This is a genomic window from Streptomyces sp. NPDC050743 (assembly GCF_044456925.1).
Taxonomy (GTDB): domain Bacteria; phylum Actinomycetota; class Actinomycetes; order Streptomycetales; family Streptomycetaceae; genus Streptomyces.
The window spans coordinates 96,088-111,027 of sequence record NZ_JBITGJ010000013.1 but is presented as its reverse complement, the minus strand read 5'-3'; the positions used below and the strand labels follow the sequence as shown (position 1 = coordinate 111,027).

At 71.3% G+C, this 14,940-nt stretch carries 14 protein-coding genes; 8 read left to right on the top strand and 6 right to left on the bottom strand.

Annotated elements, in window-relative coordinates; translation table 11 throughout:
- Both ACIBJF_RS16270 and ACIBJF_RS16265 read left to right on the top strand, forming a co-directional pair.
- Positions 1 to 504: a PH domain-containing protein gene (locus ACIBJF_RS16270; protein WP_399174346.1), complete on the top strand. Its 504-nt coding sequence runs from the start codon at positions 1 to 3 to the stop codon at positions 502 to 504.
- Positions 501 to 1,832, top strand: a complete 1,332-nt coding sequence (locus tag ACIBJF_RS16265) for a PH domain-containing protein (protein WP_399174345.1) — start codon at positions 501 to 503, stop codon at positions 1,830 to 1,832. The genes ACIBJF_RS16270 and ACIBJF_RS16265 overlap by 4 nt, the downstream gene beginning before the upstream one ends.
- 58 nt (positions 1,833 to 1,890) lie before the next feature.
- On the opposite strand, the gene ACIBJF_RS16260 is transcribed toward ACIBJF_RS16265, so the two are convergent.
- Together ACIBJF_RS16260 and ACIBJF_RS16255 are read right to left on the bottom strand one after the other, a co-directional pair.
- Positions 1,891 to 3,303 (bottom strand): hypothetical protein, encoded by a 1,413-nt coding sequence (locus tag ACIBJF_RS16260; RefSeq protein ID WP_399174344.1) that lies wholly within the window; start codon positions 3,301 to 3,303, stop codon positions 1,891 to 1,893.
- A gap of 95 nt (positions 3,304 to 3,398) precedes the next feature.
- Entirely contained in the window at positions 3,399 to 4,523 is a 1,125-nt protein-coding gene (locus ACIBJF_RS16255) for an alpha/beta hydrolase (RefSeq protein WP_399174343.1), read from the bottom strand.
- Between the two features lie 227 nt (positions 4,524 to 4,750).
- On the opposite strand from ACIBJF_RS16255, the gene ACIBJF_RS16250 reads away from it, so the two are divergent.
- The 6 genes from ACIBJF_RS16250 to ACIBJF_RS16225 all read left to right on the top strand — a co-directional run bounded on the left by ACIBJF_RS16250 (position 4,751) and on the right by ACIBJF_RS16225 (position 9,978).
- Positions 4,751 to 6,565, top strand: a complete 1,815-nt coding sequence (locus ACIBJF_RS16250) for a phosphatidylglycerol lysyltransferase domain-containing protein (RefSeq protein WP_399174342.1) — start codon at positions 4,751 to 4,753, stop codon at positions 6,563 to 6,565.
- A gap of 141 nt (positions 6,566 to 6,706) precedes the next feature.
- Positions 6,707 to 7,666, top strand: a complete 960-nt coding sequence (folP, locus tag ACIBJF_RS16245; RefSeq protein WP_399174341.1) for a dihydropteroate synthase — start codon at positions 6,707 to 6,709, stop codon at positions 7,664 to 7,666.
- Complete coding sequence (locus ACIBJF_RS16240; protein WP_399174340.1) at positions 7,663 to 8,193, top strand: nuclear transport factor 2 family protein; 531 nt, start codon at positions 7,663 to 7,665, stop codon at positions 8,191 to 8,193. Before folP ends, ACIBJF_RS16240 begins: the two co-directional genes overlap by 4 nt.
- Before the next feature lie 248 nt (positions 8,194 to 8,441).
- Complete coding sequence (gene folB / locus ACIBJF_RS16235) at positions 8,442 to 8,801, top strand: dihydroneopterin aldolase (protein ID WP_399174339.1); 360 nt, start codon at positions 8,442 to 8,444, stop codon at positions 8,799 to 8,801.
- Positions 8,798 to 9,409, top strand: a complete 612-nt coding sequence (folK, locus tag ACIBJF_RS16230; protein WP_351810968.1) for a 2-amino-4-hydroxy-6-hydroxymethyldihydropteridine diphosphokinase — start codon at positions 8,798 to 8,800, stop codon at positions 9,407 to 9,409. The genes folB and folK overlap by 4 nt, the downstream gene beginning before the upstream one ends.
- A gap of 80 nt (positions 9,410 to 9,489) precedes the next feature.
- The gene (locus ACIBJF_RS16225) at positions 9,490 to 9,978 is read left to right on the top strand and encodes a DUF3180 domain-containing protein (RefSeq protein ID WP_399174338.1); all 489 of its coding nucleotides are present in this window, start codon (positions 9,490 to 9,492) and stop codon (positions 9,976 to 9,978) included.
- Between the two features lie 120 nt (positions 9,979 to 10,098).
- Here ACIBJF_RS16225 and folE read toward each other — a convergent pair whose 3' ends face one another.
- From folE to tilS, 4 genes are all read right to left on the bottom strand, one after another.
- A complete protein-coding gene (gene folE, locus ACIBJF_RS16220; RefSeq protein WP_351810962.1) occupies positions 10,099 to 10,704 on the bottom strand; it encodes a GTP cyclohydrolase I FolE in 606 nt (201 codons plus the stop codon).
- Between the two features lie 111 nt (positions 10,705 to 10,815).
- A complete protein-coding gene (gene ftsH / locus ACIBJF_RS16215; RefSeq protein ID WP_399174337.1) occupies positions 10,816 to 12,855 on the bottom strand; it encodes an ATP-dependent zinc metalloprotease FtsH in 2,040 nt (679 codons plus the stop codon).
- A 216-nt stretch (positions 12,856 to 13,071) separates the two neighbouring features.
- On the bottom strand, positions 13,072 to 13,632 hold the full coding sequence (hpt, locus tag ACIBJF_RS16210; RefSeq protein WP_031165039.1) for a hypoxanthine phosphoribosyltransferase: 561 nt from the start codon (positions 13,630 to 13,632) through the stop codon (positions 13,072 to 13,074).
- Positions 13,633 to 13,721: 89 nt separating this feature from the next.
- Positions 13,722 to 14,753 carry a tRNA lysidine(34) synthetase TilS gene (gene tilS, locus ACIBJF_RS16205; RefSeq protein WP_399174336.1) on the bottom strand — a complete coding sequence of 344 codons (1,032 nt, stop codon included), beginning with the start codon at positions 14,751 to 14,753 and terminating at the stop codon, positions 13,722 to 13,724.
- Positions 14,754 to 14,940 lie beyond the last annotated feature (187 nt).

The following is a 14,940-nucleotide window of genomic DNA, read 5'->3' as shown; positions in this document are numbered from 1 at the left end:
ATGGAAACGGGGAGCCCGGAGGAGACCGGGATACCGGGGGCCGAGCTGGAGTGGCGGGGGCTGCAGCCCGCTCTGATGCGGGTGCGCCGGCTGCTCGTGGTGGTGTGGACGGCGGTGCTCGGGGTCGCCACCGGGCTGCTTCCGGGCCTGCTCGTGGGACCCGCGTGGGCCGCCGTCGCGCTGGTGCCCGTGGCCGGCGCCGCGTGGTGCTGGCGGCTGGTGGGGCGCAACTGGCGCTCGTGGCGGTACGCCGAGCGCGCGGACGACCTGCTGATCAGCCGCGGTGTCCTGTGGCGTGAGGAGACGGTGGTGCCGTACGGGCGGATGCAGCTGGTGGAGGTCACCTCCGGGCCCATCGAGCGGCGCTTCGGACTGGCGACCGTGCAGCTGCACACGGCGGCCGCCGCGACGGACGCCACCATCCCCGGCCTGGACCCGGCCGAGGCGGAACGGCTGCGCGACCGGCTCACCGAGCTGGGCGAGGCCCGATCGGCGGGCCTGTGACGACCTCGGACCACGACGGGGAGATACCGGCGCCCGCGCCGGTGACCGAGCGGCGGCTGCACCCGGTCACGCCGTTCCGCCGGGCGTGGGCGCCGATCGCCGTACTCGCCGGTTGGGCGGTGCACGACCCGAACGGGACGCAGGAGCAGCTGGCGCGGCTGACCGGCACGGCGCTGCTGCTGGGGCTCGCGGTGCTGGTGCCGGTGGCCGGGCTCTACGGCTTCCTGTCCTGGTGGTTCACGCACTTCGCGGTGACCGACACCGAACTGCGCATCCGCACCGGCCTGTTGTTCCGGCGTACCGCGCACATCCGGCTGGAGCGCATCCAGGCCGTGGACGTCTCCCGTCCCCTCCTCGCGCGCGTGGCGGGCGTCGCCAAGCTGCGGATCGACGTCGTAGGCGCCGACGACAAGGACGAGCTGGCCTTCCTCGGCGAGCAGGAGGCGCGCGACCTGCGCGCGGAGCTGCTGGCGCGCGCGGCGGGTTTCGCGCCCGAGACGGCGCGTGAGGTCGGCGAGGCGCCGGCGCACGAGCTGCTGCGCGTGCCCCCGCGCGCGCTGGCGCTCTCCCTGGTGCTGACGGGCGCCACCTGGGGCTCGCTGTGCGCCGCGCTCGTCGTGCCGACCGTGCTGTGGCTGGCCACCCACAACCTGTGGACGGTGCTCGCGACCGCCCTGCCGCTGTTCGGCGCGGCCGGCGCGAGCAGCGCGGGACGGTTCGCCGGCGAGTTCGACTGGAAGGTCGGCGAGTCGCCGGACGGGCTGCGCATCGACCACGGGCTGCTCGACCGTACGCACGAGACGGTCCCGCCCGGCCGGGTGCAGACCGTGCGGATCGTGGAGCCGCTGCTGTGGCGGCGGCTCGGCTGGGTGCGGGTGGAACTGGACGTGGCCGGGTCCGCCAACTCCGTGCTGGTACCGGTCGCCCCGCGCCCGGTCGCCGAGTCGGTCGTCGCGCGCGTGCTCCCCGGTGTGACGGTGCCTCAGGAACTGTCCCGGCCGCCGCGGCGGGCCCGCTGGTGCGTGCCAGTGTGGTGGCGCGGCCACCGTCTCGCGGTCACCGGCGCGGTGTTCGCCACCCGGCACGGTCTGCTGCGGCGCCGGCTCTCGCTGGTCCCGCACGCCAAGGTGCAGAGCGTGCGGCTGAGCCAGGGGCCCTGGCAGCGCGTGTGGCGGCTCGCCGAGGTCCATGTGGACACGGGGGCCGACAAGACCGTGACGGCCCGTCTGCGCGACGCCGGGGAGGCCGCCCGGCTGCTGCACGCCCAGGCGGAACGGTCCCGTACGGGCCGCCGGGACGCCCGCCCCGACCGCTGGATGACCGGATGACACCGGGCCCGGCTCCCCTCGGGGGAAGCCGGGCCCGGTGCGGGTGCCTGGTGCGGTCTCAGGAAGCCGCGGTGCGCAGCCCCTGGATGTCGATCTGCTCGGTCTCGTCGTGCGCGGTCAGGTCGATGACCTGGCCGACGCCGTCCGACTGTGCGTGGGCGTCCTTGAACTCGGCCTCGGCCTCGGCCTTGTGCACGGCGAGGGCCTCCTGGCCGACGACGTCGGCGAGATCCTCGTTCTGCACGGAGTCCAGCGCGGCCGTCGGTGTGCCCTTCTGGGTGCCGAAGAAGTCGAAACCACCCTCGACCACCGGGCGCCGCGCGGGCGCGGCCGGTACGACGGCCACGGCGGTCGGCACCGTGAAGTGACCGGCGGGCGGCCGGCCCATGAGCTGGGCGGGCTCTGCCGGTGCCATCGGGGCGGCGGCCGCGCGCGCGTGCCCGTCGGCCGCCACGGGCTTCCCCTGCGCCTCGTCCTCCTGGCCGGCCGGCGCGCCGGCCTCGCTCGCAAAGGCACCGGCGCGGTGCGTCACGCCTTGCGCCGAGTCTTCCCCGGCACCTTCCACAGCGCCTTCCGTCTGCGCGGCGGAGTCGGCCCCGCCGGCGTCGGCCTTGCGGACATCGGCCTTGCCCGGCGGCACAGTGCCCGCGTCGGACCTGGCCTCGCCGGCGTCGGGCGCACCCGCCTCGGGGGCCGCCGCCTTCGGAGCCGTGTCATCGGAAGCCGCCGCCTCGGAAGCCACGGGCGTGGCGGTGTCCACGGAAGCCGCGTCGTCCGCCTCGGAGTCGTCCGAAGCCTCGCTGTCGAACCGGGCCAGGGCTGTCAGGGCCTGCCCGTACAGCTTTGCGCCCTCGGGCGAGAACACGGCGTACGCCGTCGGCTCGTCCCCGGAGTCCGTCCCGGCCTCGGCGGCGGGCTCGGCGGGCTCCTCGGCCGCCTTCACGTCGGCCGAATCCGGCTCCCGCTCCGGCTCGTCCTCGGCGCGGCGTGCGGGCGGCAGCGCGGGCGAGGGCACGGCCGCCTCGATCTCCAGCAGCCGGCGTCCCTCCAGGGCGCTCGCGCGCTCGGTCTCGGCCGTGGCGTACCGGCGCAGCAGGGCCGCGTGCTCGTTGCGCAGGCCGGCCAGCTCCGCGCGCTTGGCGCGCAGCCGCTGTTCCAGCTTCGTGCGCAGCTCGCGCGACTCCTCCAGGTCGGTCTCCAGTTCGGCGAGCCGTTCCTCGAACCGCCACTCGTCGCCGGCACGCGCGCGTGTGAGGTCGGCGACCTGCTTGCCCGCGTGGATGTCCCAGCGGCGCATCACGAAGGCGCCCACGACCGCGGTGGCCGCGGCGGCCCCGGCCAGCGCGCGCAACACGGTGGCCTCGGAGAACACCCAAGGGCCCAGCGCGCAGACGACGGAGACGCCGGCGATCGCCGACGGGGGCAACAGCCGGTGCAGAGGCGGTGAATGGCGGTGGCGTCCACGTGGCATGGCCAGAAACTTACCGCGCGTAGGCGAATCGCGGACCCCCGCCCCGTAAAAACACGGCCACATCACGGGCCTCACCGGATGTCAGGCGCAGTGGATCAGTGCGCGACCAGCCGCGTGCTGATCCACTGGAGCGTCCCCGGGATCTCCCGCCGCCAGGTGTTGAAGTTGTGCCCGCCGCTCGGAAGGATGATCGACGAAATCCTGGTCACGTTCGTGTCCTGCACGTTCTTGATGAACCTGAGCGTGTCCTTGTAATTGTGCTCACCGATCCTGCTCGTGGTGACGAGCAGCGAGGTCTCGGGCGCGGGCAGATGCCTGAGCACCCAGAAGAGGTCGGCTCGATTCTGCAGGTTCCTGTCGCCGCGGAAGAGATCCCCGGTGGTGGGGTCGATCGGCGCCCTGTAGTACGGCGACAGACCGGCAGCGGCCGCGTACGCCCTCGGGTAGTGCATGGCGATCTTCAGCGCGCAGTAGCCGCCGGTCGAGTCACCGATGATGCCCCAGCTGGCGGGCGTCCCGTCCACCCGGTAGTGGGCCATCACGGAGTCCCGCAGATCCTTGGCGAAAAACGTTTCCGTCTGCGGGCCGCCGGGAACGTCCACGCATTCCGTGTCCCGGGGCGGCGCCACGGCCGGCCGCATCATCACCAGAATCATCGGCTGCATCTTCCCCGCCTTGGCCAACTGCTGTGCCGTACTCGGGTAGTGCAGCTTGGTCACCAGCGCCTGCGCCGTACCGGGGTAACCCGTGAGGACGACGGACACCGGGAACTTGTGCGTGCGGTTCTGCGGCTGGAAGTACTCCGGGGGCAGGTAGACGAACGCCGGTGCCGCGATGTGGGTCGTACGGCCGAGGATGTCCACCTTCTGAATCTGCCCCGCCGCCTGCGGCAGCGCGCTGTTCGTCCCCACGACCCGGGACGTGGAGACCACCTGGATCGGGCCGCTGTTGCCGCCCGCTATGTGGTCGACGACGACGCCCTGACCCGTCTCCCGGCCGAACAGGTCCGCCCAGCTGGCGTAGAACCCGAAGGCCTGGTTGGCGGCGAGGCCCACCGAGGCGAAGAGCGCCAACTGGGTGGTGAGCAGCAGGCCGACCCGCCCGCTGACGGCCCGCCAGCTGCGCCGGGCCAGCCGCGGCCACAGCCACACCGTGCCGGCGAACAGCAGCACGGCGAGGACGATCGCCAGCATCAGCACTTTGTTGCTCGTGAGACCCATGGGCTGCTTCCTGCCTGCGCTCTCCACCCGGCGCCCTCCCACGCTTCGTCGCGAGGGCTTGCCCGGGACTTTTCTTGGCCTTTGACCCGACTTTCCGGTGGGGAGTGAACCTCTCTCCCCAAGACACCGTCCTAGAGGGCGCAATGTCGCCGGATGCCCGATCGGGCCCGGGTTCAAGGTCTCTCGCAGAACTACGGGATGCGATGTCTGTCAGGATAGATGGGGAAATGTCGGGCGGGGTTCCGAGCCGATCAAGCCGGGCGCGGCGCATACTGCGCGGCCCGCGTCCCGAGGCCGCCCCCGTTCTCGTCGGCAGGGCGGCGGCCCTCGTGGGCGTCCTGGACATTGCCGGGGGCGTGTTCCCGCGCTTCCGTCACAGCCGTATGCACGCCATCGCCGAGGTGCTGCCGGGCTCGTTCGGGCCCTTCGCGGCCGCGCTCTCGCTGAGCGCCGGCGTGCTGTTGCTGCTGCTCGCGCACGGGCTCAAACGGCGCAAGCGCCGGGCGTGGCGGGCCGCCGTCGCGCTGCTGCCGGCGGGCGCGGCGGCGCAGTTCGCGTACCGGCACTCGGTCATCGGCGTGCTCATCGCGGTGGCACTGCTGGTGCCGCTGCTGATCCACCGCGACGAGTTCGCGGCGCTGCCCGACCCGCGCAGCAGGTGGCGGGCGCTCGCGAACTTCATCCTCATGAGCGCCAGTTCCCTCGTCCTCGGACTCGTCATCGTCAGCGTCCACCCGCACCGGACGATCGGCGACCCGAGCCTGGCCGACCGGCTGACGCACGTCGTCTACGGCCTGTTCGGCTTCGAGGGCCCGGTCGACTACCAGGGCAACACGTCCTGGACCGTCGCCTTCTCCCTCGGCGCCCTCGGCTGGATCACCGCCGTCACCACCATCTACCTCGCCTTCCGCCCCGAGCACCCGGCCGCCCGCCTCACCGAGGAGGACGAGTCCCGGCTGCGGGCCCTGCTGGAGAAGCACGGCCGGCGCGACTCGCTCGGCCACTTCGCGCTGCGCCGCGACAAGGCGGTGGTCTTCTCCCCCAGCGGCAAGGCCGCGGTCACCTATCGCGTCGTCTCCGGTGTGATGCTCGCCAGCGGCGACCCCATCGGCGACGTCGAGGCATGGCCCGGCGCCATCGAGCGCTTCATGGACGAGGCCAAGGCACACTCCTGGACGCCCGCCGTCATGGGCTGCTCGGAGACGGGCGGCGAGGTGTGGACCCGTGAGACCGGCCTGGACGCCCTGGAACTGGGCGACGAGGCGGTGGTGGACGTCGCGGATTTCTCGCTCGCCGGACGCGCGATGCGCAACGTGCGGCAAATGGTCAAGCGCATCGAGCGAGCCGGCTACGAAACCCGGGTACGGCGCATCCGTGACCTCGGCGACGCCGAACTGGAGCGCATCCGCCGGGCGGCGGAGGACTGGCGCGGCACCGACACCGAACGCGGCTTCTCCATGGCGCTCGGCCGCGTGGGCGACGCCGCCGACGGAGACTGCCTGATCGCCACCGCCCACAAGCAGGACGACGAGCCGGGCGAGTACGGCGACCTGAAGGCGGTCCTGCACTTCGTGCCCTGGGGCGAGGACGGCGTCTCGCTGGACCTGATGCGCCGCGACCGCAGCGCCGACCCCGGCATGAACGAGCTGCTGATCGTGGCCGCCCTCCAGGCCGCGCCGAAGTTCGGCATCACCCGGATCTCGCTGAACTTCGCGATGTTCCGCTCCGCCCTCGCGCGCGGCGAGAAGATCGGCGCCGGGCCGGTGCTGCGCGCCTGGCGCGGGCTGCTGGTCTTCCTCTCGCGCTGGTTCCAGATCGAGTCGCTGTACAAGTTCAACGCCAAGTTCCAGCCGCGCTGGGAGCCCCGCTTCGTCGTCTACCGGAACACCGCCGACCTGCCCCGCATCGGCTTCGCCGCCATGCAGGCGGAGGGCTTCGTCAACCTCGCCCTGCCGCTCCCGCGCTTCCTGCGCCGGCGCGCGGCGGCCGCCGCGCGCCCCTGCGCGCACGCCATGGCGGAACGGGACGTCCGCGCGGCCTGAGCGCAGGGCCGGATGAGGGCCGCGGGAACGAGCGGTGCGGCCGAGGACGGGCCCGGGCGGGCGCCCCACCCCCTCCAGCACGGGGGCTCCCGCCCGGGCCGCCGCGCGTTCCCGGCGCCCTGCTGGGCCTACGCTGAACGTATGAACAACCTCAGCGGGCGCGGCCGGGTCGTCGGCCTTCCGGTATGGGACCGGTGCGCGGTCATGGGTGTCGTCAACGTGACCCCCGATTCCTTCTCCGACGGCGGCCGCTGGTTCGACACGACCGCCGCCGTCAAGCACGGCCTGGAACTCGTCGCCGAGGGCGCGGACCTCGTCGACGTCGGCGGCGAGTCCACCCGCCCCGGCGCCACCCGGGTGGACGAGGCCGAGGAACTCAGGCGGGTCATCCCGGTCGTCCGCGGCCTCGCCTCCGAAGGCGCCGTCGTCTCCGTCGACACCATGCGCGCCTCCGTCGCCGAACAGTCCCTCGCGGCCGGCGCCGCCCTCGTCAACGACGTCAGCGGCGGCCTCGCCGACCCCGCGATGATCCCGGTGGTCGCCGACGCGGGCGCCCCCTTCGTCGTCATGCACTGGCGCGGCTTCCTGCAGGGCGGCAACGTCCAGGGCGTCTACGAGGACGTCGTCACCGAAGTCGTGGACGAACTGCGCACACGCGTGGAGGTCGTTCTGGCCGGCGGCATCGCTCCCGACCGCATCGTCGTCGACCCCGGCCTCGGCTTCTCCAAGGAGGCCGAGCACGACCTCGTCCTGCTCGCCCACCTCGACCGCCTGCGCGCCCTCGGCCACCCCCTGCTCGTGGCCGCCTCCCGCAAGCGGTTCCTCGGCCGTGTCCTCGCCGGTCCGGAGGGCGCGCCTCCGCCAGCCCGGGAGCGCGACGCCGCCACGGCCGCCGTCTCCGCGCTCGCGGCGCACTCCGGCGCGTGGGCCGTGCGCGTACACGAGGTACGCGCCACCGCGGACGCCGTGCGGGTCGCCCGCGCCGTGGAAGGGGCGCGTACGGCAGGCCCGGCGCCGGACGCGCGAAGCGAGCAGGGGGCGTGTGAAGTGGGGGACGCGCCGGGCACTGGAGGCGATCGCGGGGCGGAAGGAACCCGGTGAGCGCCCCTCATACCGACGTCGAACAGGTGGAGGCCGCGAACACCGCCTTCTACGAGGCGATGGAACGCGGTGACTTCGAGGAGCTGTCCTCCCTCTGGCTCACCCCCGCCGACCTGGGCGTGGACGAGGAGTACCACGACCCGGCGGACACGGGCGTGGTCTCCTGCGTGCACCCCGGCTGGCCGGTGCTCACCGGCCGCGGCGAGGTCCTGAGGTCGTACGCCCTGATCATGGCGAACACCGACTACATCCAGTTCTTCCTCACCGACGTGCACGTCTCCGTCACCGGCGACACCGCGCTCGTCACCTGCACCGAGAACATCCTCAGCGGCGGCCCCGCCCCCGAGGACGGCGCGGAGCTCGGACCGCTCGTCGGCCAGCTCGTCGTCGCCACGAACGTGTTCCGGCGCACAACCTCCGGCTGGAAGCTCTGGTCGCACCACGCCTCCCCCGTCCTGGCGGAGACCGACGAGGACGACGAGCCCGGCGCCGACGGCGTCAATCCGGACGACGACCCCCTCGCCTGAGCGGGTAGACGCTCCACAGGGACCGAGAAGTGGTTGGAATCACCTACCCCGGGGTAGGAGCCGCTACCAGCCCATGACACGGCCGTGTTTCCCTGGGGAAACGTGAGATGAACCCTCGAGGTCCCGGCCTGGGCCCGCGCCCCGCGGCCCGGCTTTGTCAGTGCCCGCAGGTAGATTCGTCTGAGGACGGTGTGCCGCCCGCACGTGGTACGGACCGGTCCTTCCCGACGATTGCAGGAGTGATTCGCGTGGATCGTGTCGCGCTGCGCGGCCTCAAGGCCCGCGGGCACCACGGTGTGTTCCCCAAGGAGCGCGAGGAGGGCCAGACCTTCATCGTGGACCTCGTCCTGGGGCTGGACACCCGGCCGGCTGCGGCTGACGACGACCTGGCGAAGACCGTCCACTACGGCATCGTGGCCGAGGAGGTCGTGGCCGTGGTCGAAGGTGAGCCGGTGAACCTCATCGAGACCCTCGCCGAGCGGATCGCCCAGACCTGCCTGAAGCACGAAGGGGTCCAGGAGGTCGAGGTGTGCGTCCACAAGCCGGACGCCCCGATCACCGTTCTCTTCGACGACGTGACCGTCACCATCACCCGGAGCCGAGTATGACCCGACCTTTCCTCCAGGGTCACAGCGACCCGACCGTCCAGCCGGTGCCCGCCTCGGTCGTCGAGAAGGTCGACGCTGCCGACACGACCCTGCAGAACCCGAAGTGGGCCGTCATCTCGATCGGCTCCAACCTCGGCAACCGCCTGGAGACCCTCCAGGGCGCCGTCGACGCGCTGGAGGACACCCCGGGTGTCCGTGTGAAGGCCGTCTCCCCGGTGTACGAGACCGAGCCCTGGGGCGTCGAGCCCGGCAGCCAGCCGTCGTACTTCAACGCGGTCGTGGTCCTCAAGACCACCCTGCCGCCCTCCTCCCTCCTGGAGCGGGCCCACGCCATCGAGGAGGCGTACAAACGCGTCCGCGACGAGCACTGGGGCCCGCGCACCCTGGACGTCGACATCGTCGCCTACGCCGACGTCACCTCCGACGACCCGCAGCTCACCCTGCCCCACCCCCGCGCCCACGAGCGCGCCTTCGTCCTCGCCCCCTGGCACGACGTGGACCCGCAGGCCCAGCTGCCCGGCCGCGGCGCGGTGGCCGAACTGCTGTCGGCCGTCACCCGTGCGGGCGTCGAGCCCCGCGAGGACCTGGAACTCCGACTGCCTGAATAGTCGTTAAGGTCAAGACGACTCAGACGACAAGGTCGACACGACCGCAGTCCGGACCGGTCCGGGGGAGCTGAAGGGACACCGTGAGAGAGCTGCGCATCAGGGTGCTGGCGGGCGTGTTCGTCGTGGCCGGGATCCTGTCCTGGGCGGGTGCCCGCCTCTGGAACTCGATCGGGACCCTCCCCAGCGTCCCCCTGGCCGCCCCCATCGTGCTCGCCCTGATCGCGGTGGTCCTGCTGTCGACGGCGCTGTCGCTGCGCGCCCGTCTGAAGGCCCAGCGCGAGCGCCGCCCCGGCGCGAAGGGCGTCGACCCCCTGATGGCGGCCCGCGCGGTCGTCTTCGGCCAGGCCAGCGCCCTGGTCGCCGCCCTCGTCGCCGGCATGTACGGCGGCACGGGCGTCTTCCTGCTGGAACTCCTCGACATCCCCGCCCGCCGCGACCAGGCCGTCTACGCCGGCTTCTCGGTCCTTGCCGGCATCGGTGTCATAGCGGCGGCCATGTTCCTGGAGCGCGTGTGCAGACTCCCGGAGGACGAGGACCAGAACCCCCCGGGAGCGGAACCGGCGGCGTGACCGCCGGTTCCGGCCACCAGGACTGACGGGCCAGGTGGCCGTCGCCCCTCCCCGACCCCCCGTTGACCAGTGGTCAACCCACTGATCAAGGGACGGCATCGGGCAGCACCGGCGGCCGGCTCACCTGGCCAGTATCAGGCTCATCGCCTCGGCGCGGGTCGTGGCGTCGCGGAGCTGGCCGCGGACCGCCGATGTGGTGGTCTTGGCGCCGGGCTTGCGGATGCCGCGCACGGACATGCACATGTGCTCGGCCTCGATGACCACGATCGCACCCCGCGCCTCCAGGATCCGCATGAGGGAGTCCGCGATCTGCGTGGTGAGTCGTTCCTGCACCTGCGGGCGGCGAGCGAAAACCTCCACCAGGCGTGCCAGCTTCGAAAGGCCGGTAATTTTGCCTGTTTCGGCCGGAATGTAACCGACGTGAGCTACGCCATGAAATGGCAGCAAATGGTGTTCACAGAGGGAAACGATCTCGATGTCCTTTACCAGGACCATCTCATCGTGCCCCAAGTCGAACGTCGTCGTCAGAACGTCCTCGGGCGCCTGCCACAGCCCCGCCAGGAGTTCCCGATACGCCCGCGCTACTCGCGCCGGGGTTTCCCGGAGGCCTTCTCGGTCGGGGTCCTCACCAACCGCGATCAGGAGTTCGCGAATGGCGTTCTCGGCACGCTTCTCGTCGAACTCACCGATCAAGCCTTCGCCGGCCAGCGTCACGGGGTCGGTCATCTGATGCCTCGTTCCTTTACCTCTTGCCCGCGGGCATACGAAAATGCCGCGCCCCCCAGGCTAAAACCTGGGGGGCGCGGCATTCATTCCGGCCCTGTTGGCCGAAACGCGTCAGCTCTCCGGGCGGTCGTCCGGGGTCTTGTCCGTCACCGGGGCGGACTCCGCGGCGGTGGACTTGGCCGTGCTGATCGCGGCCGTCGCGCCGTTCGCGCCGTTCGTCAGTGCCAGCTCCTTCGGGGAGAGCACCGGCGGGCGGGTGGACGGGGTGCGGCGGGAGGAGCCGGTCCAGGCGGGCCGCGGCGGGCGCTTGACGACCGGGGCGAAGATCTCGGCGATCTCCTCCTTGCCCAGGGTCTCCTTCTCCAGCAGCTGGAGAACGAGGTTGTCGAGCACGTCGCGGTTCTCGACCAGGATCTCCCAGGCCTCGTTGTGCGCGGTCTCGATGAGCTTCTTGACCTCTTCGTCGACCAGCGCGGCGACCTCTTCCGAGTAGTCGCGCTGGTGAGCCATCTCACGTCCGAGGAAGGGCTCGCTGTTGTCGCCGCCGAACTTGATGGCGCCGAGCCGCTCGGTCATGCCGTACTGGGTGACCATCGCGCGGGCCAGGTTGGTGGCCTTCTCGATGTCGTTCGCGGCACCGGTGGTCGGGTCGTGGAAGACCAGTTCCTCGGCGGCGCGACCGCCCAGCATGTAGGCGAGCTGGTCGAGCATCTCGTTGCGCGTGGTCGAGTACTTGTCCTCGTCGGGCAGGACCATCGTGTAACCGAGGGCACGGCCGCGGGACAGGATCGTGATCTTGTGGACCGGGTCGGAGTTCGGTGAGGCCGCCGCGACCAGGGCGTGACCGCCCTCGTGGTACGCGGTGATCTTCTTCTCCTTGTCCGACATGATCCGGGTCCGCTTCTGCGGGCCCGCGACCACACGGTCGATCGCCTCGTCCAGCGCCCTGTTGTCGATCAGCTTCTGGTCGCCTCGGGCCGTCAGCAGCGCGGCCTCGTTGAGGACGTTCGCCAGGTCGGCACCGGTCATGCCGGGGGTGCGGCGGGCGACGGCGGCCAGGTCGACGTCGGGCGCGACCGGCTTGCCCTTCTGGTGGACCTTGAGGATCTCCAGACGGCCCTGCAGGTCCGGCGGGTCGACCGCGATCTGGCGGTCGAAGCGGCCGGGGCGGAGCAGCGCCGGGTCGAGGATGTCCGGGCGGTTCGTGGCGGCGATGAGGATCACGCCGCCCTTGACGTCGAAGCCGTCCATCTCGACGAGCAGCTGGTTCAGGGTCTGCTCGCGCTCGTCGTGACCACCGCCGAGACCGGCGCCGCGGTGGCGGCCGACCGCGTCGATCTCGTCGACGAAGACGATCGCCGGGGCGTTCGCCTTGGCCTGCTCGAACAGGTCACGGACCCGGGAGGCACCGACACCGACGAACATCTCGACGAAGTCGGAACCGGAGATCGAGTAGAAGGGCACGCCCGCCTCGCCGGCCACGGCGCGGGCGAGGAGCGTCTTACCGGTACCGGGGCGGCCGTAGAGCAGCACACCCTTGGGGATCTTGGCGCCCACGGCCTGGAACTTGGCCGGCTCCTGCAGGAACTCCTTGATCTCGTGGAGCTCCTCGACGGCCTCGTCGCAGCCGGCGACGTCGGAGAAGGTCGTCTTCGGGGTGTCCTTGGTGATGAGCTTGGCCTTGGACTTGCCGAAGTTCATCACCCGGGAGCCGCCGCCCTGCATCTGATTCATCAGGAACAGGAAGACGACGACGATCAGGACGAAGGGCAGCAGGGAGAGCAGTACGCCGACGAACGGGTTCTGCTTGGACGGCGAGACCGTGTAGCCGTCCGGGATCTGCTTGTCCTGGTACTTGGTCTGGAGCTGACCGGCGATGGTCACGCCCTGGTCGCCGATGTAGCTCGCCTGGATCTTCGAGCTGCCGTCGACCTTCTGGCCGTCCTTGAGGGTGACCTTGATGGTCTGCTCGTCGCCGGTGGTGAGCTTGGCCGACTGGACCCTGTTGTCATTGATCGCCGCGACGACCTGGCCGGTGTCCACCGTCTTGTAGCCGCCGGACGAGCCGACGACCTGCATCAACACGACCACGGCAAGGACGGCCAGCACGATCCACATGACCGGCCCACGGAAGTATCGCTTCACGTCCATCCATACGGAGCGGTGCCGCCCCGTCCCTCCTGCCATAGTGAGTTTGATAAGACAGTTCTTCTGACGGTACCCCAGCGCGGTGGTCCGAAGCCGCACGAAGTCCGCTTCGGGGGCCGCCTGAGCCCGTCTCTGCATGCTTCAACGGCCTGGAACCCGCCGGGGTTCCCGATCGTCCTACAAGGCTTGAGCCAGGTGGCTCACACCACCCGGAGCGGCTCAGCCGCCGTAGACGTGGGGCGCGAGCGTACCGACGAACGGCAGGTTCCGGTACTTCTCGGCGTAGTCGAGGCCGTAGCCGACGACGAACTCGTTCGGGATGTCGAAGCCGACCCACTCGACGTCGATGGCGACCTTGGCGGCGTCCGGCTTGCGCAGCAGCGTGCACACCTTCAGCGAGGCGGGCTCGCGGGAGCCGAGGTTGTTGATCAGCCAGGACAGGGTCAGGCCGGAGTCGATGATGTCCTCGACGATCAGGACGTGCTTGCCCTTGATGTCGGTGTCGAGGTCCTTGAGGATCCGCACGACGCCGGAGGACTGGGTGCCCGCGCCGTAGGAGGACACGGCCATCCAGTCCATGGTGACGGGGGTGGACAGCGCCCGGGCGAGGTCCGCCATGACCATCACGGCGCCCTTGAGGACACCGACGATGAGCAGGTCCTTGCCCGCGTATTCCGCGTCGATCTTCGCGGCCAGCTCGGCCAGCTTCGCGTCGATCTCTTCCTTGGTGATGAGCACCTGCTGGAGGTCGGCACCCATGTCTTTCGCGTCCACCCGCATCACTTTCGGTCGTCCCGCACTTACGGCCGTAGCCACGGCCACCGGCTGCCCTGACCGTTCGCCGGAGGGTCGCTCCGCGGGGCCGGGATTCAGCCTTGCCGAATCACCAGTCTGCCACCCTGGCGCTGGGCGACGACTTTGCCCGGGAGATTGATGGCTCCCTGGCCGCGCCAGCCGGTGATCAGACGGTCGACTTCCTCGATGTGGCGGGCGAACAGCGAACCGGCCGGGGCACCGGCCTCGATGGCGGCGCGGCGCAGGATGCGGCGGCGTACGGCGGGCGGGAGGGCGTAGAGCTTGGCGCACTCCAGCAGACCTGCGGCGTCGCGCACGGAGGCCTCTGCCTGGCTGGCCCAGGCGTCGAGGGCGTCGGCGTCGTCGCGGGAGAGCTGGGCGGTGCGGGCGAGCGCCTCCACGACCCCTTTGCCGAGGGCCTTTTCCAGGGCTGGCAGGCCTTCGTGCCGCAGCCGGGAGCGGGTGTAGGCGGGGTCGGCGTTGTGAGGATCGTCCCAGACGGGGAGGGACTGGACCATGCAGGCCTTGCGGGCGGTCTGCCGGTCGAGTTCCAGGAAGGGGCGCCGGTAGCGGCCGCCGGCCCCCGAGACCGCGGCCATGCCGGACAGGGAGCGGATGCCGGAGCCGCGGGCGAGGCCGAGCAGGACGGTTTCGGCCTGGTCGTCGCGGGTGTGGCCGAGCAGGACCGCGGTGGCGCCGTGGCGTTCGGCGACGGTGTCGAGGGCGGTGTAGCGGGCGTCCCGGGCGGCGGCTTCGGGTCCGCCGTCGCGGCCCACGGTCACGGCGACGGACTCGACCGGGTCGAGGCCGAGTTCGCGCAGCCGCAGGGCGACCTCGTCGGCGCGGAGGCCGGAGCCGGGCTGGAGGCCGTGGTCGATGGTGACGCCGCCGGCGCGGACGCCGAGCTTGGGCGCCTCGAAGGCGAGGGCGGAGGCGAGGGCCATGGAGTCGGCGCCGCCGGAGCACGCGACGAGCACGAGCGGGGAGGGGAGCCGCTCGGCTGTCCGGTCCGGGTGCCCGACGAAGGCGTGCTGGTCATTGAGGATGTCGTGGAGGACGCGGCGGACCGCCAGGCGTATCGCCGCGACCGCAGGATGGGGACCCATGTCCGGTTCCCTTCATGAAGTTTTCGGGGGGTGAGCCCGAGTTCGGTCACTCAGAGTGTGTAGATGGTGACAGAAGCGGGCGGTTCCCCGAGCATTGCACGCCTACGCATGGCTCACGGTCCCTCGGACGGGTGATTGGAGGGGCGTTCGCCTGCCGTCGGCCGGATTCGAATCACGACGTGTCCAT

What these genes read in the sequence shown, in the direction of transcription:
- ACIBJF_RS16260 (WP_399174344.1), bottom strand. Translation starts at nt 3,303, where the DNA reads ATGCCACGTGGACGCCACCGCCATTCACCGCCTCTGCACCGGCTGTTG.
- tilS (WP_399174336.1), bottom strand. Translation starts at nt 14,753, where the DNA reads ATGGGTCCCCATCCTGCGGTCGCGGCGATACGCCTGGCGGTCCGCCGC.
- ACIBJF_RS16270 (WP_399174346.1), top strand. Translation starts at nt 1, where the DNA reads ATGGAAACGGGGAGCCCGGAGGAGACCGGGATACCGGGGGCCGAGCTG.
- folK (WP_351810968.1), top strand. Translation starts at nt 8,798, where the DNA reads ATGACCCGACCTTTCCTCCAGGGTCACAGCGACCCGACCGTCCAGCCG.
- folE (WP_351810962.1), bottom strand. Translation starts at nt 10,704, where the DNA reads ATGACCGACCCCGTGACGCTGGCCGGCGAAGGCTTGATCGGTGAGTTC.
- ACIBJF_RS16255 (WP_399174343.1), bottom strand. Translation starts at nt 4,523, where the DNA reads ATGGGTCTCACGAGCAACAAAGTGCTGATGCTGGCGATCGTCCTCGCC.
- hpt (WP_031165039.1), bottom strand. Translation starts at nt 13,632, where the DNA reads ATGCGGGTGGACGCGAAAGACATGGGTGCCGACCTCCAGCAGGTGCTC.
- ftsH (WP_399174337.1), bottom strand. Translation starts at nt 12,855, where the DNA reads ATGGACGTGAAGCGATACTTCCGTGGGCCGGTCATGTGGATCGTGCTG.
- ACIBJF_RS16250 (WP_399174342.1), top strand. Translation starts at nt 4,751, where the DNA reads ATGTCGGGCGGGGTTCCGAGCCGATCAAGCCGGGCGCGGCGCATACTG.
- folP (WP_399174341.1), top strand. Translation starts at nt 6,707, where the DNA reads ATGAACAACCTCAGCGGGCGCGGCCGGGTCGTCGGCCTTCCGGTATGG.